Origin of the sequence: Streptomyces sp. NPDC057486 (assembly GCF_042802415.1) — a bacterium.
Lineage (GTDB): Bacteria > Actinomycetota > Actinomycetes > Streptomycetales > Streptomycetaceae > Streptomyces > Streptomyces yanii.
Genome location: NZ_JBHVEE010000171.1, coordinates 1 through 20,002, shown reverse-complemented (window position 1 = coordinate 20,002; position 20,002 = coordinate 1). Strand labels below are relative to the sequence as shown.

At 67.3% G+C, this 20,002-nt stretch carries 15 protein-coding genes and 2 pseudogenes; 5 read left to right on the top strand and 12 right to left on the bottom strand.

From position 1 onward, the window contains the following. The first annotated feature begins 459 nt into the window (after nt 1-459). On the top strand, nt 460-924 hold the full coding sequence (locus ACFU6I_RS42870) for a GNAT family N-acetyltransferase (protein WP_384378277.1): 465 nt from the start codon (nt 460-462) through the stop codon (nt 922-924). Between the two features lie 297 nt (nt 925-1,221). Here ACFU6I_RS42870 and ACFU6I_RS42865 read toward each other — a convergent pair whose 3' ends face one another. Then, a complete protein-coding gene (locus ACFU6I_RS42865; protein WP_384378280.1) occupies nt 1,222-2,319 on the bottom strand; it encodes a hypothetical protein in 1,098 nt (365 codons plus the stop codon). A 570-nt stretch (nt 2,320-2,889) separates the two neighbouring features. Further along, complete coding sequence (locus ACFU6I_RS42860) at nt 2,890-3,357, bottom strand: hypothetical protein (RefSeq protein ID WP_384378274.1); 468 nt, start codon at nt 3,355-3,357, stop codon at nt 2,890-2,892. Between the two features lie 516 nt (nt 3,358-3,873). On the opposite strand from ACFU6I_RS42860, the gene ACFU6I_RS42855 reads away from it, so the two are divergent. Beyond that, a complete protein-coding gene (locus tag ACFU6I_RS42855; RefSeq protein WP_384378271.1) occupies nt 3,874-6,948 on the top strand; it encodes an alpha-L-rhamnosidase C-terminal domain-containing protein in 3,075 nt (1,024 codons plus the stop codon). A 755-nt stretch (nt 6,949-7,703) separates the two neighbouring features. On the opposite strand, the gene ACFU6I_RS42850 is transcribed toward ACFU6I_RS42855, so the two are convergent. Then, complete coding sequence (locus ACFU6I_RS42850) at nt 7,704-7,997, bottom strand: hypothetical protein (RefSeq protein WP_384378268.1); 294 nt, start codon at nt 7,995-7,997, stop codon at nt 7,704-7,706. 231 nt (nt 7,998-8,228) lie between these two features. Here ACFU6I_RS42850 and ACFU6I_RS42845 point away from each other — a divergent pair. Continuing rightward, nucleotides 8,229-8,711, top strand: a pseudogene (locus ACFU6I_RS42845) (transposase); the annotation flags it as partial. A 94-nt stretch (nt 8,712-8,805) separates the two neighbouring features. Here ACFU6I_RS42845 and ACFU6I_RS42840 read toward each other — a convergent pair. From ACFU6I_RS42840 to ACFU6I_RS42805, 8 genes are all read right to left on the bottom strand, one after another. After that, nucleotides 8,806-9,273: a hypothetical protein gene (locus ACFU6I_RS42840; protein WP_384378265.1), complete on the bottom strand. Its 468-nt coding sequence runs from the start codon at nt 9,271-9,273 to the stop codon at nt 8,806-8,808. 535 nt (nt 9,274-9,808) lie between these two features. Beyond that, nucleotides 9,809-10,210, bottom strand: a complete 402-nt coding sequence (locus ACFU6I_RS42835) for a DUF5958 family protein (RefSeq protein WP_384378262.1) — start codon at nt 10,208-10,210, stop codon at nt 9,809-9,811. Continuing rightward, entirely contained in the window at nt 10,207-10,860 is a 654-nt protein-coding gene (locus tag ACFU6I_RS42830; RefSeq protein WP_384378259.1) for a Fic family protein, read from the bottom strand. Before ACFU6I_RS42830 ends, ACFU6I_RS42835 begins: the two co-directional genes overlap by 4 nt. Continuing rightward, complete coding sequence (locus tag ACFU6I_RS42825) at nt 10,860-11,372, bottom strand: hypothetical protein (protein ID WP_384378257.1); 513 nt, start codon at nt 11,370-11,372, stop codon at nt 10,860-10,862. Before ACFU6I_RS42825 ends, ACFU6I_RS42830 begins: the two co-directional genes overlap by 1 nt. 683 nt (nt 11,373-12,055) lie before the next feature. Beyond that, nucleotides 12,056-12,814: an SDR family oxidoreductase gene (locus ACFU6I_RS42820; protein ID WP_384378255.1), complete on the bottom strand. Its 759-nt coding sequence runs from the start codon at nt 12,812-12,814 to the stop codon at nt 12,056-12,058. Between the two features lie 126 nt (nt 12,815-12,940). Beyond that, the gene (locus ACFU6I_RS42815) at nt 12,941-13,627 is read right to left on the bottom strand and encodes an SDR family oxidoreductase (protein WP_384378252.1); all 687 of its coding nucleotides are present in this window, start codon (nt 13,625-13,627) and stop codon (nt 12,941-12,943) included. 985 nt (nt 13,628-14,612) lie between these two features. Continuing rightward, a complete protein-coding gene (locus ACFU6I_RS42810; protein WP_384378249.1) occupies nt 14,613-16,445 on the bottom strand; it encodes an alpha/beta fold hydrolase in 1,833 nt (610 codons plus the stop codon). Beyond that, nucleotides 16,442-17,035, bottom strand: a complete 594-nt coding sequence (locus ACFU6I_RS42805) for a TetR/AcrR family transcriptional regulator (RefSeq protein WP_384378247.1) — start codon at nt 17,033-17,035, stop codon at nt 16,442-16,444. Before ACFU6I_RS42805 ends, ACFU6I_RS42810 begins: the two co-directional genes overlap by 4 nt. Before the next feature lie 346 nt (nt 17,036-17,381). On the opposite strand from ACFU6I_RS42805, the gene ACFU6I_RS42800 reads away from it, so the two are divergent. Further along, the gene (locus ACFU6I_RS42800; RefSeq protein ID WP_384378244.1) at nt 17,382-18,164 is read left to right on the top strand and encodes a phosphodiesterase; all 783 of its coding nucleotides are present in this window, start codon (nt 17,382-17,384) and stop codon (nt 18,162-18,164) included. Between the two features lie 70 nt (nt 18,165-18,234). Continuing rightward, nucleotides 18,235-19,109: pseudogene (locus tag ACFU6I_RS42795) on the top strand (IS5 family transposase). 19 nt (nt 19,110-19,128) lie between these two features. Here ACFU6I_RS42795 and ACFU6I_RS42790 read toward each other — a convergent pair. Further along, entirely contained in the window at nt 19,129-19,626 is a 498-nt protein-coding gene (locus tag ACFU6I_RS42790) for a DUF1877 family protein (protein WP_384378241.1), read from the bottom strand. Between the last annotated feature and the right edge of the window lie 376 nt (nt 19,627-20,002).

The following is a 20,002-nucleotide window of genomic DNA, read 5'->3' as shown; positions in this document are numbered from 1 at the left end:
CAACGGTTCCAGCTTCGGGCCCCGACGAGGAACTGACGCACCAGCAGCAGAAGTCACGCAACTACTAACGATCAACTACTGGCGCAGGACACTAGCGGCACTTGAGCCCTACTTCGAGCCGGAATGGGACGACAGCCAGTGGCCGATCAGGGACGAAACCGCAGCGTCGCTCTTGGCCCAGTTGAAACGGGAGCGACAGCGTGCCCCTCTGCGTGCAAGGCGGACCTTCCCCCGGTGAAACGCCCACCCGCATGCTGGAGCTGAACCTGCGCTGACCTCGGCTTTAGGAGTTCGATCGCGGGCTGGTTCTGGTGCGTCGCCCTTTTTTCGTGACGGATCGGCGTGCGTGAGTACACGCCTGTCCGGCGTTGTTGATGTCAGGGTTCGGCACGACTGCCATCGGTGCTGTCTCCCAATATTCGTGAGAAATCGGTAGGGGCCCGGCGGTAACCTCCCGCGGTGACCTCACCTGACCAGTCCCTTGTGGCTCCGGATTTCGCCGTACCGCATCCGCCTGCCACCGACCACTTCCGCCTGGAGCCCCTCGGCCCTCAGCACAATGCTGCCGATCACGCCGCCTGGACCTCGAGCATTGCCCACATTCGAGCAAACCCCGACTTCGCCGACCGCTCCTGGCCGCCTCCGGGGGGCATGTCCCTGGAGGCCAACCTCGACGACCTGCGCCGGCACGCGGAGGACTTCGACCGGCGCGTCGGCTTCACCTACACCGTCCTGTCGGTCCCTGGGGATGACGTCATCGGCTGTGTCTACATATACGGCTCACGGCAGGCCCCTGGTGTTACTGACGTCCGCTCCTGGGTCCGGGCGGACCATGCTTCCCTCGATACCGAGCTCTACCGCGTCGTCAGCGACTGGCTGACCCGCGAGTGGCCCTTCGACCGTGTGGCGTACGCGCCTCGCTGAGCCGGGCGATCCGTGCCACCACGTCCGGAAGGGAGCAAGCAGAAGGCCCGCGTGTGCACACGCGGGCCTTCTGATCTGGTTCATCGGTCCGGGACTTGAAGCCGGAGCCCTTCGTCCTGAAGCAACTTGCGTGGGCGGTCGACCAAGGGCCGGTATGCCTCTTACCTGGTGCGATTGTCCACAGGCGTCCGCCCTTGTTCGCTGTGTGCGTGGTTGTTTGCACGCAGTTGGACGCTCACCGACCCGCGACGCTCGAGGCTCCCGAGCATGCAGTTCTGATTCTCTGCAAAATGCCGCTCACGACCGTGTGGCAGTCCCGCACCCCGCATCGCCGGCCTCCCGCATGCGCGTTTCCATTGACGTGCTCCGGTCGTACGGGTCGACCTCGGGGCCGTCTCCCGGGCGCGAGGCCGCGCGCTCTGCGCTGAACGTGGGGGTGAAGTAGCCGGTGAAGTTATCGCAGCCGCCGTTGGTGGTGTCCACCTTGTAGGAGACGAGGGAGAACGTATCCGGCTCGATGACGACCTTCGCCGGGTCGTCCCAACTCATTACGACCTCACGGCGCACGATTGTGCGTGTGACTTCGTCGCTTCCCGCTGGAGCGCGCACGACGGGATATACGAATGTGACATCGTTGGTCACCTCGACCGCACCGCGTTTACCTTGTCGGTATGTGATTCGCCCTCGTGTCTTGACCACATCCCCGACAAGCCGGGTCTTCGTCTTCTCGAACCGGCTGAACAGCAGCAGAGGATCGTTCTCCCGGCTGGGCGCGCCGAAGGCGGTCGCCAGGTAGTCCTGGACATCCTCCTGATGAGGATTGATCAACGCGATCGCCTTCCTCGGCCGCTCCCCGCGCAGCACACCAGGATCCAGACTGGACGCGGCGAGGAAGTCCCGGGACTTCTCGAGCGCCTGCGCGACCTGCCCCTTGTTCATCCAGCCGGTCGCACGTGGCTCAGGCAGGCCGATCCCAGCCGTACCGTCACCCCACTGCGCCGCGGGCGACCCATTGAACGGCTCCTCCAGGGTCGGAAGTTGGGCTGCCGCTTCCGTCGGCGGCGGTTGATCCGGACGTTTCGACTCCGCGGCGAGCGGCGCACTCTCACCGCCCCCGCCTCCGAACCATCCAGCCACCCGCCCTGGATCCAGCGCCACGACCAGCAGAGCGGCCACAACCAGCAGACCGACCGCGTACCAGCCCTTGCCTCCTTGCCGCCGTGCCGGTGGCTGACTCCGCCATGGCTCCGGTCGGCCGGTCTCCTCCCGCAGCTGCCGTGCCACCATCCGGGCCCGTGCCGACGGCTCCTCAGGCGCGCCCTGAGTCCCCGCCTCGGCTTCACGAAGGAAGCGCTCCCACTCTTCGTCCGGTATGGACTCCTCACGCTTGCCCACGATGGACCCCGCCCTTCTCACGCATTCGGTCCCTCCCCAGGGCCGGTCATCTTCCTGCATCATCACACAGCTCAACTTGGCTTCATCGCTGGTGGGACCCCGGCTCAGGGGATCTACTGAAAGGTCGGCGGAGCGGCTTTGGGGAGTGATTGTCAAGAGTTGTGGATCTGCTGCGGGCAGCAATCAGGCCGCCGGCCGAGTCGAGGTAGGTTGAGGATGATTCGGCCGCAGTGGGGACGGTGAGCAATCGGCCGTATCCATGGTTTGGGCCCGCCAACTCGGCTATGTACTGGTTGACTTCCGCCTCCAGCGCGGCGGCCGGCATCCGGCGGGCGCCCTCGTGGACGATCTCGTCGATCAGGGAACCGGACTGGGTGGAGCCGTCGTCAGTGACTACGCTGAGCACGGGCGTGCCTCTCCGACCCGCGAACGCGGGCCCAGTCGGTGACCATCACGGGATCATTCGGGAAAGTACGCCCTCCGCGTCCCTCCCGGATTCGATCCACAAGTCCTGAGAATTGCTCCGACCGTGAGAGCGAAACCCACAAACTGATCGACCCGATACGCGTTCTAGCTGTACGGGTTGAGTGCCCAGAAGCGGACGGTGTCGCTGCGACGGTCGAACCACAGGTTGGTGGAGTAGCCGCTGCCGTCGCGGTCGAGCTCGTGCGACCGGACCCACTGCGGATTCTCCGGCCCCTCGCCCTTGAGTGGCTTCTCGAACCACGAGGTGAAGTCGTCGGCCGGCCCCTCGGAGACAAAGATGTGGGCCGCCGTCAGCTCGGCAAGTTTCCCCGGTGTCAGCCGGGCGAAGCCCGAGATCACCAGCTCCGGCGACGGCATGCTCTGGTCGTCGTTGTCACGGCTGCTCACCCACTTGGCGTCGGCGAGAGGGCCCAGCCGCGGGAACGCCCGCTCCAACGGTGCGGTGTCGGTGTGCCAGTCCCCCTTGGCCCCGTTCGCCACCTGACGCAGGGTCCACCAGGCGGGTAGGACCGCCAGCCCCGCCCCGATTCCGATCAGCTTCCGTCGCTCCAACGCGATCCCCCTCATGCCTGACTTCGGGGGCACTTTAACTGTCCGGACCCCGTACCGCCGAGGAACGGTCGCCAATTGGCGACTACGGCGAGCGCGGCCGGACAGCTGTGGAGCAGGCGGCCGTCGAGCCGTCTGCCCCTGCCGTCGAAGACGAGGTGGTGGCGGCGCTGCCGTCCGGCCGCCGCCCGTTGGGCGCCGGGGGCGCCGCTTCTGGGGCCTGTCTGGAGTTTCCCGTCGTCCGCTGCGGCGCCGGCAGGAAACTTCAGACAGGCCCCAACTCGAGAATCATCAGCCACGGTTGGCGCTCACGGACCGACCGTGCACAACCGTTGACAGGTGGCTCGGCCACTACATAGCCTCACCGTGACGTATTGATACGTTTCAAAAATTCTCCTGGAAGTCATCGGGTGGTCACCTCGCCTTGTAACGGGCCTTTTTGTGCGCCGACTGCGCGCCGGCGGGGCACTCGATCGCACGTGCATTGAAATGTTCAAATCTTTCGAATGGAGGCGCGTCATGAGATTGCCGCGGGCAACCTGCAGACGCTTCGGCCTGTTCGCTCTCACATGGGGACTCGCGTTCAGCACGGTGCCCCAGGCGTTCGCCGCCGGGCCCGTCGGAAATCACGCGCCGACCGCACCGGTCGGACTCACCGTCAACGACCGGGTCGACCCCCTCGCCGTGGACGGCGCACCGCAGTTCGGCTGGCTTCCCCAGGACATCGACAGCGGTGAGACCCAGTCGGCCTACCAGGTCGTCGTCCGTGACCGGGACGGCACCGAGCTCTGGAACAGCGGCAAGGTGTCCAGCTCGGTACAGAGCTGGATACCTTACGGCGGATCGGCTCTCAAGGCGGGAACCTCCTACACCTGGCGGGTACGCACCTGGGACCACGCGGGCGCCGGGTCGGCTTTCTCCGACCCCGCTTCCTTCGGCACCGGCCTCGGGGACGACGACTGGTCCGGGGCGCAGTGGATCCGCCGCCCCGCGACCGGCAACGACGCCACCAATGAATGGACCGCTGCCCGCAAGGTCATGACGGTCTCGAGCGGCAGCCCGGTGACCGGCGCGCGCGTGTATGTGGCCTCCATGGGGGACTGGGAGGTGAACGTCGGCGGACACGTGGTGCAGCGCAGTTCCTCCTACGAGTACGTGGGCGAGGGGTACTACGACGTCTCGAAGCTCGACGGGATCACGGCGGGCCAGGAGCTGCCCGTCGGCGTTGTCACGCACTACTGGAACTGCAAGTGCCAGGGCCGCGCCAACGGGCCCAGCGGCTCCGAAGGCCCCTCGGGCCTCCTGGTCAAGGTGGTGGTGGACCACAAGGACGGGACGCGGGACCTCATGGTGTCCGACGGCTCGTGGAAGGTGCACCGCTACGAGCCCCAGAGCGTCGACACCGTCACCTACCGCAACAGCGACGCCGGTGACCGTGTCGAGTACTACGACGCGACGAAGGAAATGGCGGGCTGGGGCACCGCCCCTTACGACGACAACAGCTGGCCGGCTGCCACCGCCATCGGCCCGCACCCCCGCCCGAACCCGGCCAACTGCGCCTCGTACGAGGGCGGTTCGTCACCCTGCGCCTTCACGCATCTGTCCGCGCTGCAGGCCCACCTGTCACAGAAGGCCGTCCACCCCGTCTCCCTGCTCCACCTGCCGGACGGCACCGTCTTCGCCGACTTCGGCAAGGTCTACTCCGCCGTTCCCTCCGTGCGTCTGCAGGGCGGCGCCGCCGGACGGCAGTTGACGTTCACCACCAGCTACCGGCAGAACAACAGCACGCTGACCGCGGCCGTCTCGGCCGGCGCCACTACCTTGACCCTGGCCGCTGCCGGCAACGTCCACGTCGGTGACCGGATCACCGTCGACGCTCCCGCGAACGGGTACGGAGCGGGCGACCCCGAGACGCACACCGTTCAGGCAGTGGACGGCACCACGGTGACCCTCGACGGCGCACTGCTCCGGGACCACGCCAAGGGCAGCTGGGTGGAGAACTCCCGCGCGGGTACCTCGAAGCTGGACACGCAGGGCAGCAACATGCACTTCTACTACACAGAGAAGGACGGAGCGCAGACCGCGCAGCCCTTCACCTACTGGGGCTGGCGCTACCTGCAGATCAGCGACCCGGGCGAGAACCTGACCACCGACGACATCAGCGCCGTGGTTCAGAACACCGACGCCGCCCATCCGGCCACCTTCTCCAGCAGTGACGCCACTCTCGACGGCGTCTTCGAGTTGATGCAGCGCTCCGCGCTCCAATCGTCGCAGAACGTCTTCCTCGACACCCCGACCCGTGAGAAGGGTCAGTTCCTCGGCGACAGCATCGACGAGTCGTTCGCCACCATGTCTTCGTCCGGCGAGCGCAGCCTGACCCGGCAGGCGATCGTCTCCTTCATGAACTCCCAGGCCCGCTACTGGAACAACGGCGCCCTGAACTCCGTCTACCCCAACGGCGACGCCAAGCGGGACATCCCCGACTACACCGAGATGTTCCCCGAGTGGGTGCTCCGCTACTACCAGACCACAGGTGACAAGGACCTCCTGCGCCAGGCCCTGCCGGTGATGAAGAACGTCGCCGACTACATCTGGCGTGCCGTCGACAGCCGTGGACTGGTCGCCGACCTGCCCGGCGGCAGCGGCGAATACCAGTACGGCATCATCGACTGGCCCGCCCCTATGCGCTACGGCTACGTCACCAAGGGCAACGTCAACCGCACGGTCGTCAACGCGCTCGGCGTGGGCGCGCTGCGTTCGGTCGCGACGGCGGCCGAGGCACTGGGCGACACCGGCACCCGGACGACGTACGACAACCGGGCCGACCAGCTGACCGAGGCGATGCGCGATCAGCTGAGGGACGCCGGCACCGGTGCCTGGTCCGACGGCCTGGACGCGGCAGGCTCCCGTATTGATCACTTCGGCGAGCACTCACAGTCCTTCCCCGTCGCCTACGGGATCGCGAACCCCTCCGAGTACACCGCCTTGGGTGACCGCATCTCCGAACTGGGCATGCAGCAGGGCCCGATGACCCTGCGGACGCTGCTCGAGGCACTGCGGATCACGGACCGCCCGGACACCTTGGTCAAAATCCTGACCGACCCGTCCCACGACGGCCCGGCCCAGGTCCTCTCCGAAGGCGGCACCTTCCTGTGGGAGCAGTGGACCCCCGGCTGCTCGACCTCCGACTGCACCGCCGCCCAGGTTTCCCAGAGCAGCAGCGAGAGCTTCTCGCACGGCTGGGGAGGCGCCGGGGTCAACGGCGTCCTCGAGGGCGTCCTCGGCCTGACCGTCACCTCCGCCGGCGCCGAGACGGTGCGCATCACCCCTGCGGACAAGGGCCTGACCGCTGCCTCCGGAACTCAGTGGACCGAGCGCGGCGAGGTCGGGGTCGACTGGCATCGCACCAGGTTCGGCGTGAACACCAAGGTGGACATCCCGGTGAACGTCACCGCGACGGTCGCCCTGCCCGCCGTGGCCGGCGGCAGGTATCACGTGACCGGCAAGGCCACCTACCTCGGCACCAAGGACGGCAAGGCCTTGTACCAGGTCGGATCCGGGAAGACCATCTTCCACGCGGCGGCCGGCGAATAGCGCACCCGCGCTCCCATGTCAGACGCCGACGGCACGGACGCGCGACCACTGCGTCCATCAGTGCCCACGGCAACTGATCACTGACAGGAGACCGGGCAGGGTACCGTGACGCCCTGGTGCCCCTCGACCAACTTGCGCTTGGCCGGGGGGCACCAGGGCTGTGCGGCTACTGCTCGGTGGTTTCGCGTTGCGCGGCTGCGATGGAGAGGCTGGCCCAGACGGCGGCCGCAGCAATGCGGCGCTCCAATACTCCCGCGGATGGTCTGCGCCGCGCTCATCGCCGCCGGCATTGGCTCCGCCTAGGCTCCCGCAGCCTGACGGCAGTACTGAGATTGAACTGGTGATGTCGGCCAGGTCGACAGGTGAGCACGCCTCAGGGTCGATGGCCGGTCAGATCTCCCCGCCCACGGCCGCCTGACGGGCAAACAAGTGGCCGTGGCTGGATTTACTGTCAGTGACGAATGGTCCCCCTCATCTGGGTGGGCCACCGATGTCCACGGTTCTTGCGGTGGCGGCGTCGTCGGCCAAGAGGCCGACTTGGGTTTGGGGGCTCTGCCGTGCGGCGGACGTTCTTCAGCGGCCGTCGCACGGGTCGTCGTCCGCAGACACCGGCTTGGTGTCTGCCGCCAGGCAGGAGGAGTACACCCGCGGCGGCGTGGGCCGCGGCTTCGGTTCCGACGTGGCGGCCGCAGCAATGATTGCCCCGGCACAGATGAAGGTTAGGCCTGCCATCGCGGCGAGCCAGGTAGCGCGGCTCACTGATCGCCACGGAAGTGGTTGAGGAGGTCGTCACGGCAGTCGTCCTCGGTGCCGACCTGGACTCGCGAGAAGACCAGCATTCCGTCTCCCTTGTCTTCCTGCTTGGCCTTGGCCAGCTGCGTCTCGATGTCCGCGATGCGCTCGGCGCACTCGGCACTGACGGGCTTCTCGGGCTGCGGGGCCGGTGCCGAGGAGGCGTTCAGTTCGGCGGTGGCGGCGAGGCCGGCCGCGCACAGCACCGCCCACGCGGCAACCCCCGAGCGGCGGCTCATCCGTATCGGCTTAGGCATCCGTGCATCCTACGAGCGCCGCGGCGGGCTGTCGTCGAATCGGGACTTCCTCGTCGACGAGACCAACGACGGAGCCAGCCGGCGTCGCCGACGAGGGCGGCGGTGTCTGACCGATCGCGCGTCAACTTTGGTCGGCTGTTGTTCAGCCTTGACTGCTCGCCGACGTCGGCGCGGGCAGTCTCGCCTTTCACGTTCCGGCCGCAGCTCGGGGCGCCTCCTGCAGGTCGCAAGGTCATGTTCGGTGCCGGCTGGCAGCGCTGCCGGGTTCATTTCGTGCGCAACGTCTTCTCGTTGATCGAAAAGGGCACCGGGGAGATGGTCGCCGCGACCATCCGCACCATCGTCGCCCAGCCCACCGTTGAGGCAGTCCGGGCCCAGCTGGATACTGTCGCCGACATGCTCGGCAGACAGTTCCCCGAGGTCAAAACCATGCTGCTGGAGGCGAAAGAGGACCTCACCGCCGTCGCCGACTTCCCCCAGCAGCACTGGAAGAAGATCCAATCCACCAACCCGCTGGATCGGATCAACTGCGAGATCAAACGCCGCACCGACGTCGTCCAGGTCTTCCCCAACCCCGAGGCCGTCCTACGACTGGCCACCGCAGTGCTGGCCGAAATGTACGACGAATGGGTCGCCTTCCCCCGCCGCTACCTCTCCGAAGAGAGCATGGCCACCGTCGACACCGAGGCCCTCCCTCGCACTCCCGAGGGCTGATCCCCTTTATTACGGCAGGGGGACACGATCGACTGAAACCGCTCGTGTGCGATGCCGGATCATGTGCGGCTCACCCGGCCGCGCGGCAACCTGGTCAACTCGCCGGACTGGTCAGGACGCAGTTCGGATAATCGTTGTCCGGATCGCCGACGGCGACCCAGAGCTTCAGGACCTTGCCTTGCCTCAAGGCGGCGTAGGAGTCGGGCTCCCGCTCAAACGTTTTGGGGTGAGCGGCGTCGAAGCCCACGGGGTGAGCGGCGTCGAAGGAGACAGCGACGAAGCTTTGCTTCTTGTTGGAGCCTTGGTCCCAGGTGCCTGTTCCGGACCAGGTCAAACTGTCGTACCAGTCGACGGCGACGCAGACTTTATCGGCGATGAACATCCCGTCGTGCTTCAGCGTGAGGGTGCCGCCTTCGGCATCGGTCCACGTGGTCGCAAGTTCGGCTGGTTTCAGAACGACCGGTTCGCCGTCGGGCGGCGGTATGACGGTGAACCGGCCGCAGGCCGTCAGGGCGAGGGCCACGGCGAGCGAGATCAGCGCAGTACGACGGTAACGCAACACACTCCACCCCTAGCGGGTTCTGCAGGCCGCGTGCGCGACCGGTGGACTCAAGAACCCACGCCGTACCCTGACACGGAGTTTGAACATGTTCAAGTCCCAGTCGTCGGTGGCCACTCCTCATGAGACGTGAGGCGGTACGGCAGCGAAGTATCGCAACCACAGCTGCCGATCCGGGTCGGGCGGCAAACAGTCCATGGAGCACCTTCACGAACCGCTTCCTGGCCCGGCGCACGCAATGGTCCATGCCATCACCACTTGACGCGACGGGCCTCGCGACAGGTTGCTGACCCGCCCGGGCCGAGAACAGCTGCCCACCGCTACACCACACCAGGGGACATGACCGGTCCACGACCCCCTTACAGCCCGACCAGACCGTTGCTGCGAAACGATCAGCTGGGAGACGGTAAGCGGTTCTCCGGCGCTCGACAGGCTGCAGGGCAGCCCCACTTACTGAGTTTCGACGCGTGATGTCGCTGGACCGCGTGCCCTGAACTGCAGCGAAGGGCAACCGAGACGCGACATCACGCAAAGATCATCAGTAGTCAGCGACGGACAGCCTGTGCCACCAGTGACCGCATCCGCCGAAGCAGAAGCGTTCGCGGCGCCGGCCGTCGGCAATCGCGAGTACAGCGATCAGCAGCCGGAACGCCTTCCGGCGCTCGTCGAGAGGGGCAAGGCAGGCGATCTTCCCCAGTTGCTGGTCGATCCGGCCGCGTGTGATCAGCACCGCAGGCGTATGAGTCGGGCGCAACCCGGCACGGCGGATGCTCTCCGTTCCATCCTCGGCGACCACGCGAGCCTGGACGCAGTGATGGGACAAGAACCGCAGAGTCTCGGACTGCTCCTCCCAACTGGGTGCGTCGAACCACTCGGTGCCCTGGGACATCGGGCGCAAACCCTGGGCGAGTTCGTTCAGCATCACGTCACGTTCGTTCATGACTCTCTCCCACGGAGCAGGCGGCGCTCCGCCGCTGTGATCAGGATTCCGAGCAGCACCGCCAGGTCGGCTGCGCCCTCGGTGTCGTCGGCCCAGCGGGTGGTCTGCAGCGGGCGCACCTGGTCGAGGACGACTCCTTCGCGAGCCAGGACGAAGGCCAGGGCCAGCATGGCCGCGCGAGCGTTGCCGTCCTCGAACGGATGGAAGAACAGGACGTCGAGGTAGGTCCGGGCAGCGCGTGAGGGGAGGGGAAGGTCCAGTTGCGTGCTCTCGGACAAGCAGCTCTCGAACCGCGCCCGCGTGCCAAGGGCAAGGCCGTAATACTCCCGCCCGCCCTTCGCGTAGGCCGGCGTCGTACGGAACTCGACGGAGTCGCGGCGCAGCACAGTCCGCTGCCAGTTCGCCATGAGGGCGAAGCACAGCTGTCTACCCTGGACTGCGTCGGTGAGGGCCTGATCAAGGGCGGTCAGGACTCGCAAGGTTCCCTCGGCGTCGTGGCTGCCGCGTGTTGCCGTGAAGAAGTCCCGGAAGCCGTCGCGGGCCGAGGCTCCTACGACACCACGTTTGCAGCTCCAGCGCGGCCAGGATATTTCTGTGCGGATGCGCAGCCAGTCGGCGAGGGCGTCCTTCTGATGGGGTCCGGAGGTCATCAGTTCTTGGCCACGGTTTGTGCGAAGTGCGAACTCACTGCGTCGACCACCGTGACGTCCGGCGCGATCCAGCTACCGAACCGGCCGCCGACCGCGCTCTTGACGATCTCCCGGGCTCGCTGTTCGTCGATTCCGTTGTAGGCGAGGAACCATTCGAGGACCTGCATGCAGTGCCCGTACCAGCCGCTCTCGGCCTGGGTACGGTCGGCCACCACGGTGACCAGGCGGGTGCATGCTCGCTCCCAGTACCAGCAGTCCGCCGAAGGCGCCGTGGTGTTGCCCGGCGGAGCCAGGGCCGCAAACCGCTCCGCCAGGTCCTCCAGCCAGCCACGCCATTCCTGAAGGGCCTCAACGACCAGCGGGGCAGTCGCAATCGGGGTCGACACGGAGTCGGATGAACAGCACCACACCTCCACGACGCCTCCGTCGACGTCACCCTCGCCGACCGACCAGTTCCACCCGCAGGCCCATCGGCCGTAGCGGTCCGCCAGGAACTCGGCGACGGGATCCAACGAATGCCAGCGATCCTCGCGAGCTACTTCAGCGCTGGGCAGCAAGGGCGCGACAAGGCTTGCCAACTCCTCCGCCGCATCGTCGTCCATCTCGAACGGATGTCGAGCCGGATCCACATCTGCCCACGTCAGGGTGTGTGCCCACAGTTCACTCACCGTCCCACTCTGCCCTGCGTAGCCGCCCTGACTCCACTCCATATCGAGTGGCTGCCCCATGAGCGGGAAACGATCTTCGCCGAGCCGGGAAACGATCTTCAACCGCTTCTGGACTGCCTGGTCAGGCCTACTCGTGCGCACCCATCAGCACACCTAGACGCGTAGGCGAACCCACGCCAGAATCAACGCGATGGGGAAGAACCGCCGCCGGTTTCCGGACAGGCAGGCCGCACTCCACCTCGCCGCCATCCTTATCCGGGGCCGCGGGTGAAGAATGCGCTACCGCAGGTGCTCGGCTGGCAACGCCAGTCCCACTCCGGGTGACGGTCCGCCAGCACGAGAAACTTGTCGCCCGAGATGCGCGGAGCGTAGTCATTCCCGGCACCGGCCACTGGGTGGCCGAGGAGGCCCCCCAGAAAGTGCTCGCGGCGCTGACCACGTTTTTGGCCCCGTACCGCGATCAAGCCCGGAGCACACGGCCCCGGGCCACCGCGACACTTGGCAAATGACCGCCATCGACGTGTGGCTCAGCCGATGAGCTGCTGGCCTCCGTCGATGTCGTAGGTCGCACCTGTGAGTGCCGTGTTGGTCATGATGTGCACGGCGAGCGCCGCCACGTCCTCGGGTACGACTACGCGGCCGATCGGCAGCGTGGCGCGCAGTTCCTCGCGGCGGGCGTCGAGTGCGTCGCCGAGCAGCCGGGCCGACAACGGCGTGTCCACGAAGCCGGCGGCGACCAGGTTCACCCGGACCGGCGCGAGCTCGAGGGCGAGACTGGCCGTGAACGCGGGCATCGCGGCGGTGACCGCGGGGGCGACACCGAGAGCGGCCCGGATCCGGCGCGCTCCCGTGCCGCCCAGGAGCAGCAGCGTGCCGCCCGGCCGTACGGTGCCGGCGCAGTGGCGCGCAACCTCGAGTGCGAGCACCATGTGGTCGCTGATCGCCCGGCGTGCCTGCTCGGCGTCCATATCCAGAAGGCGGCCGTACGACGGGCCGCCCGCGGTGACCATCACGTGGTCGATCGACGCCGGCAACTGCTGGAAGAACCGCTCCAGCTGCACCGGGTCATGGGCGTCGAAGGCCGCGGTGCTCAGTGCATCGGCCTCCTTGGTCGCGGTGCGCAGCCGTACCGGGTCACGTCCGGTGAGGATCACGCAGGCGCCCCGGTTACGGGCGAGCCGTGCGGTCGCCAGCCCGATACCTGCGCTCCCGCCGATGACAACGAGGGTCTGCCCGTGCAGGGCCTGATCGCGGGAGCCGTACCCCGTAGGCGGCTCAACGGCCATGGATCCTCCTGCGCTGCGATCTTGCCGAGGTTGTCCTGAGGACTGATCCAGCAATTTGTTGAGCTGCTGCAGGAACCAGGCGGTGATCCACTCCCGGCGGTCCCGTGGGGCCGAGCCGGCATCTCCTCACCGTTCGACTGGTTGCGACAGAGCATGTTTGACCTGCCGAGTCCGCTCGTCGGTAAGGACTTCGACCCGGTCGTTCGCCAGTGCCTCCATGGTCTGCTCCGCAACATCCTCCGCACTCATCTTCGGTGCGTCCGTGAAGGAACTGAGATGCGTCTCCACGAAACCGGCGTGGACACCGATCACGAGCGTTCCCTGCTCGTGCAGGCCTTCCCGCAGCGCGCCCGTCAAGGACCACTGGGCTGCCTTGGAGGCCGCATACCCGGGATAGTCCGGCCGGGACGCCCAGGAGGCGGTTGACAGCATGTTGATCAGTGCGCCGCCGCCGTTGCGCGCCAGGATCGGGGCGAAGGCACGGGACACGGCCCAGGTACCGAAGTAGTTGATCTCCATCGCCTCGCGCGCGCCGTCGAAGGAGCCCGTCAGCAGCTTCGTGTCGAAACCTCCGACGCCAGCGTTGTTGATCACGATGGTGACGTCTCCGGCGGCCGCGGCCGCCGCGGCGACCTCCTCCGGCACGGTGACGTCCAAACGCAGCGGAGTCAGGTCCTCGTCGCTCATGCTCGCCGGATCGCGGACACCGGCGTAGACCTTCGCTGCTCCCCGCGCGATCAGCGCGCGGGCGAACGCGTAGCCGATGCCACGATTGGCCCCCGTAACCAGGGCAGTCGATCCATTGATCTCCATCGCGCTTCCTTCCCGCTGCTGCCTGCCGATCACAGCAGGCACCTGTCGAGGGACGACCTTGCAAGGGGAGGCTCTGAGCTGGACCGCGTCCCGGCCCGCCCCAGGTCCACGCGAGACTCGCGCAAAGGGAGACTCATTACCCAGAGGCCGGCTCTCGATCTCCACCTGATTTCGGGCCCATGCCGGGACGGCCGGGTCTTCGCACACGCAGCTTGCCCCCGCAACCCTCTCCACCACCAGCGTGCATCGAACGCCGCAGCGACGCATGTGAGACGGCGCCCGGCTGCAGGGCCCCATTTACCGTCAGCGACCAGTTCACACAGAGCGACCTCCGCCGAGATGAGTTACGAGGCATCCCCAGAGCACCGACCCAGGCGCTGACCTGCTCGAACGGGGGGCTTCATCTGGCGGCCCCGGGGCGCCGTGGCCGCACCGCCTCCGATACCGCGTTCCGGAGGGTATCCGGACCGGGAAAGCCCGTACTTGTCACCTCTTTATGGGAACTGTGCAACGGCCGGCCACAGCCGCACCCTCTGAGAACCGACACGCCGCACCCAACGAGGGGGTCTCCAGCAACGTCACGCCACAGGTTCGGCACTCTCAAAGAAGTCCAGTGGGGTAGCGGGGGAGACCGCGCATGGTCGGCATGCCGTGCCGTTCGGCGACCATCACCAACTTCACCCGCATGTGTGTTCGACGTTGGTCGCGTCGATGACCGTGTTGAGCTTCCGGGCCATCCGGCCCTGCAGGATCAGCTTGAGGAGGTCGGTGGCGTCGCCGGTGGCGTCCTGTCGGCCGGGATCGTCTTCCCCGTTGGATCGACGTGTTGAATCGGACTGAACAGGGGTGGAAGCGTGGCGGGTTGGCGTACGTACTGGGTGCCGAGGGACCGCCGGGTGGCGGGGGATCGAGTGCGCGTTCTGTACGCCTCCACGGCAGACACGCCCAGTGACCGCAGATGGCAGCCCACGACACACAGCCCTCGTCACCGCGGACGTTCGTGTACCTCCCTGACGCCACCTTCTCCCTGCAGGCCGGGGGAGGCGGTCTGCTCACCGATGGCCTGAGCGACTTCTTCCGGGTGTGTCAGCTGGGGATGGTGCCCCGCGCCGGCAATCACTGTCACGGTGGCGTGCGGGAGGGCGTCCAGCAGGGACTGTCCCTCAACGGTGAGCGGATCGTGGGAGCCCAGGACGATGTGGACGCGCCCTGGGTACTGCTGCAGCTTGGCCCGGAGGTCTGCGCGCCACTGTGAGTTCGCGATGGCGGCCAGGAGCCGGGCGGTGGTGGCCGCGATGGTGCCGCGGCGAAGATCCGCGACAGCCGATCGGAGCGCGGTCGCGTGGCCCGTGGCGCTGGTCAGTCGCTCGGCCAGTGCCGTGGGAGTTGTCCGGCTCAGGTGCCGGCGGGTCAGGGGCGTCCACTTGACGGTGCGGGGCGGCTGCGCCTGCAGGAAGAACGGTGATACGAGCGTGAGTTGATCCACCGCGTGGGGGTGGGCAGTCGCGGCCGCGACGGCGGCCGCGGCGCCGATGGAGTGGCCCACCAGGTGACGGGCACCGGTCTCGGTCACCAGTGCGGTCAGCCAGGACGGCCAGTCGTCAGGGCGCCCGGTGCTCATGCCCAGGCCGGGCAGGTCGACGGCGCGGGCGTGCCCGACCGCTGCGACGACCGGCGCCCAGGTGTCGGCGTTGACCGGCAGGCCGGGCAACACCACCGTGGGCGCGGCCGCAGCGCCCAGTTCGAACGTCCGTATTCCGCCCGGCTTGGTGAACCGTCTGTCATCTGCGGGGGCGTCGCCGAAGCGGTGGGCTGCCAGGTGGTCGGCCCAGCGGCGGATCGTCGTGGCGGTGTCCGGCATGGTCAGCCGGTGCCGGGCGGCGAAGGCACGGGCCGAATCGGTCGGGTAGCGGTCGGTCGACAGGAACGTCAGGGTCTCCGGATCGGCCTTGGTGAGCCAGCGGGGAAGCCGCTTGAGCAGGGGCACCGGAACCCGTGTCCGGGGTGCCTTGACGCCGTAGTGCTCCGCAATGAGCGTGAGCAGGTCGGGCAACGCGGGCGTGTCGTCATCCAGCGGCCAGTACGCGGTGTGCTGGGTGGCCGCGTCCATCGGCAGCAGGGTCATGAACCGGGCGAGGTAGTCGGCCGCGACCACGGGGACGAACGTCTGCCCATTGCCCGGTAGTGCGGGAAGTGAACCCTGCCAGAGGTCTTTCACGCTGGAGGCGAGCCCGAGGTACTGGTCGGACTCCCCGGTGGCGCTGTCACCGATGACGCTGGCCGGATTGACGATGGACCAGGGAACGCCCAACTGCGCTGCCACGTTCTGGAAAACGGCGTCAGCCTCGACCCGGGACGCCTCGTAGGCGCCCAGCGCCCGGTAGGTTTCACGTCGGTACTCTTCGCTCCACGGGGCGGGGTCCTGCCCGCCCACGCGGTACCCGGAGACCTGAACCAGGCGGTGCAGGTTCGGCAGTCGCGCCGCGAACGCGACGACCGCGCGGACGCTGTCAACATTGGCATTGCGGGCCTCTTCCACCGACATCCCGAACCGGTAGGCACCGGCGCAGTTGTAGATCTCGGTGATGCCGTCGCACTCGCCCTCGATCAGCGACGCCTTGGTGAAATCGACCCGGAGGTCGGCCGGGACCTGGTCGTGCCCGCGACTTGCCAGCCACCGGGCCAGCCGCTGGTAGGACTCATGGCTCCGGCTGGCCGTACTCACTCGCACGCCGGCCTGGCCGAGCGCGAGCACCACGTGGCGGCCGATGAAGCCGCTCGCGCCCAGTACCAGTGCGTGCCGGTCCTTCAGGCTCATGCCGAGGCCTCCGTACCCTGTTCCAGCAGTACGGCGAGCGCCTGGGCGGCGCAGTACAGCGGCTCGGTGGACTGCTGGGCACGCGACACGATCACCGCTCCCTCCACCATGCTGACCACAGCTGTCGCCAGGGCACGGGCGACGGGACGAGGACTGCCGTGCGCGATGAGCAGCTCACTCACCGGCGCGATCCACGACTCGAAGGCATTGGCGCAGGCATCTCGCAACCGTTCGCTCTGCGCACCCATCTCCAGCGTCACCACCGAGACCGGGCATCCCAGCTGGAAGCCGCTGTCGTCGAGCATCCCGGCCAGTTCGTCGATCACATGGCCGAGTATCTCGCCCGGCGTGGCCGACCCCAGCGCCGATTCGGCTACGAGAGAGCCGAATCGCGCGGCCGCGAGTTCGACGGCCTTCTCTCCGAGGGCCTCCTTCCCCTGGGGGAAGTGGAAGTAGAGCGACCCTTTCGGGGCGCCCGCGTGCTCGACCACCGTGTTGAGTCCCGTACCGCTGTATCCGTGCCGCTGGATCAGTTCCAGCATCGACTCCGCCAGCCGCAAGCTGGTCTCCGCTCCCTTGGTTCCAACCATGATTGCAGAATAGACCGGTCTATATATTTCGCAAGGGCCTGGCCTCGGTTGCGGCGAGGTCGGCGTCGGAGCCGCATGGGTGGCGTGGCGGGACGTTTCAGAGGTGGTCGCTCGTGAAAGGCCCCCGGTCTCCCGTCTGTGACCCGCGGTGCAAAGTACGCCGCGCGCCTGCTGGGGCCCCGTTGCTTCGCGTCTGCTCCTTCGTTGGCCCGAACGAGTAGCCGGCGCAAGGGATCACGAAGCCGCCAGGGCGTAACCACCGTGATGGCCCGTGATGACCCGTGTGGGCAGTACGCCCTGAGCGTGATCGGTTGCCACGGCCGCCGGGGCGTTGGAGCGTTCCAGGATGACCGCTTCCATCGCGCATCTCAGCGATCCACACATCACGACCGGACCCCTGGCCGGGCCTCCCGCGGAGGGGCTGCACCGGGCACTGGGGCGGGTCCTCATGCTCGACCCACAGCCTGACTGCGTGGTGATCACCGGGGACCTGACCGACCGTGGCAGCCCGGAGGAGTACCGGGCGCTGCGGGAGGTCATCCAGCGTTTCCCCCTTCCGCTGCACCTGGCAGTCGGCAATCACGACGACCCCACAGGGCTGCTCGCCGAGTTCGCCGACACGCGCTTCGTGGGTGATGGGACGCAGGCGCACTACGCGGTGGACTACCCCGCATTCACCCTCGTTGTCCTGGACTCGAAGGTGCCGCACGCGCCCGGCGGCCACCTCGGCGCCTCGCAACTGGAGTGGCTCGACGGAATCCTCGCCCGCAGGCCGGAAACCCCGGCCGTCGTGTGCCTACACCATCCGCCCGTAGCGGTCGGCATCCCGTTCCTCGACGGGATGCGCCTGGACGACGCCGAGGACTTGGCCGCCGTACTCGCTCGGCACGACAACGTCGCGAGAGTCCTGGCGGGCCACGTACACCGCCCCATCACTGCCGCTTTCGCGGGAAGCATCCTGACCACCGCCCCCAGCACCCACCTCCAGAGCGGCCTCGCCCTGCGCGGCGGCGTGCCCAACTACCTTCCAGAACCGACGTCCTTTCTCCTTCACCTCTTCAGCGGCTCCGCCTGGGTTACGCACACCGTCCCGATCAGCCACGCCATGGCGCTGATCGCAAGCTTCTAAAGATCGCGAAGTCGCACTGGAGTACTAGGGTCTGTTGCGAAAGTGGATCTCGAATTGCGGTGATCATGGTGTGGCGCGAGGGGATCTGACAGACCGGCAGTGGGCCCAGTTGGAGCCGTTGCTGCCGATGGGGAAGAAGGCGGGAAGGCCGCGGACGTGGACCCGTCGGCAGCTGATCGACGGGATACGGTGGCGGACCCGAGCAGGCACCCCGTGGCGGGACGTCCCCGAGCGATACGGCCCGTGGGACCGGATCTACGACCTGTTCCGCCGGTGGCAGCGCGACGGCACCTGGAAGCGGATCCTGGAGCAACTACAGGTCCAGGCGGACGCGTAGGGCCTGATCACCTGGGACGTGAGCGTGGATTCGACTGTCTGCCGCGCCCACCAGCACGCCGCCGGCGCGCGTAGGAAAGGGATCTGCAGCGCGAGCCGCCCGGCGGAATCGACACCGAGCCGGACGACCACGGCCTCGGACGCTCACGAGGCGGCCTGACCACGAAGATCCACCTGGCGACCGAACAGGGGCAGAAGCCACTGTCGCTGCTGATCACTGCCGGGCACCAGCACGACAGTCCGCAGTTCCAGCCTGTCCTCGAACGCATCCGCGTCCCCCGCAGCGGTCCCGGACGACCGCGCACCAAACCAGCCAGGGTGCGTGCCGACAAAGCCTACGGCTCTCGCGCGAACCGCTCCTACCTGCGCAGACGCAGGATCGGATGCACCATCCCGGAGAAAGCCGACCAGGTACGCAACCGCAAGAAACTCGGCTCCCAAGTCGGCCGGCCACCGGCCTTCGACAAGGAGGACTACAAGGAACGCCACGCCGTGGAATGTGGCATCAACCGACTGAAACGGCACCGCGCAGTGGCCACAAGGTACGACAAGTTAGCCGTGCGCTACGAGGCGACAGTGCTGGTCGCAGCCATCAACGAATGGCTGTGACCGGCACGCCGACCACGTCTCAAGCCCAAACCGCCCTGACCACGGCGTGGCCTGCTGCAGCCGCCCGCCCATAGAACCGTTGCAGGCGCCTGTGATGGTCGAGGAACTCCTGCCTGACCTGCACCTCGTCCCAGCCGGCCCAGACGAGCTTGGCACCGGCGACGTTCCACAGCTCTGCGAACGAGACACGTGCGAGGAAGCCTGCGGCTTGTGACACCCCAGGCGGCTCCAGAATCCCCAGGGGCGGGTTGGAGGGGTCGGCATCAGCGCTGTGCGCCACCGGCCGCCCGCCGTAAATCGGCAGCTCCCAAGAGCGGTCGGCATCCGCATCGAGAACATCGGCAGCGGCATACAGGTCATTGACAGAGCCCCAGACCTTGTCGATCGACTCGGCGATGCCCGCTGCGTACTCGTCGGGGTGGTTCTCCCAAGCCTCCCACATGAACGCTGCAAGCCAGGTGTGGTCGTCCCGGATCTCGGATTCCACAACGGCGCGCATGTGCATGTGGATGCTCACGACAACGAGTCCTCCCAGCTCAGCGGCCCGCCTGCCGGGCCTAGCGGAGAGAAACTACTCCACCGCACTAACGGCGCGATGGCCGGCTCTGCCAGGGCGCCCTCCGAAACCCGAGCCCCGCTTCTCGTCGAAATCGGCCACTGCGGACAGGTACACATCTGTCCGGACTTTCGCAACAGGCCTTAGGGCGCCTGCGGGTGGAGGACCGCGTACAGGGCATCCACCAGCTGCCGCTGGGTCTGCACAAGTCGTTGATGAGTCGCGAGGAGCGATTCACGATCGACCGGCGGCCAGGCTGGAAGATCATGGAGAACGTGGACCCAGGACAAGTAGTGGTCCCCCGCGTCACGGGCAAACGCAACGACGGACCTAACCG

What these genes read in the sequence shown, in the direction of transcription:
- ACFU6I_RS42855 (WP_384378271.1), top strand. Translation starts at nt 3,874, where the DNA reads ATGAGATTGCCGCGGGCAACCTGCAGACGCTTCGGCCTGTTCGCTCTC.
- ACFU6I_RS42850 (WP_384378268.1), bottom strand. Translation starts at nt 7,997, where the DNA reads ATGCCTAAGCCGATACGGATGAGCCGCCGCTCGGGGGTTGCCGCGTGG.
- ACFU6I_RS42835 (WP_384378262.1), bottom strand. Translation starts at nt 10,210, where the DNA reads ATGAACGAACGTGACGTGATGCTGAACGAACTCGCCCAGGGTTTGCGC.
- ACFU6I_RS42830 (WP_384378259.1), bottom strand. Translation starts at nt 10,860, where the DNA reads ATGACCTCCGGACCCCATCAGAAGGACGCCCTCGCCGACTGGCTGCGC.
- ACFU6I_RS42820 (WP_384378255.1), bottom strand. Translation starts at nt 12,814, where the DNA reads ATGGCCGTTGAGCCGCCTACGGGGTACGGCTCCCGCGATCAGGCCCTG.
- ACFU6I_RS42815 (WP_384378252.1), bottom strand. Translation starts at nt 13,627, where the DNA reads ATGGAGATCAATGGATCGACTGCCCTGGTTACGGGGGCCAATCGTGGC.
- ACFU6I_RS42810 (WP_384378249.1), bottom strand. Translation starts at nt 16,445, where the DNA reads ATGAGCCTGAAGGACCGGCACGCACTGGTACTGGGCGCGAGCGGCTTC.
- ACFU6I_RS42805 (WP_384378247.1), bottom strand. Translation starts at nt 17,035, where the DNA reads ATGGTTGGAACCAAGGGAGCGGAGACCAGCTTGCGGCTGGCGGAGTCG.
- ACFU6I_RS42800 (WP_384378244.1), top strand. Translation starts at nt 17,382, where the DNA reads ATGACCGCTTCCATCGCGCATCTCAGCGATCCACACATCACGACCGGA.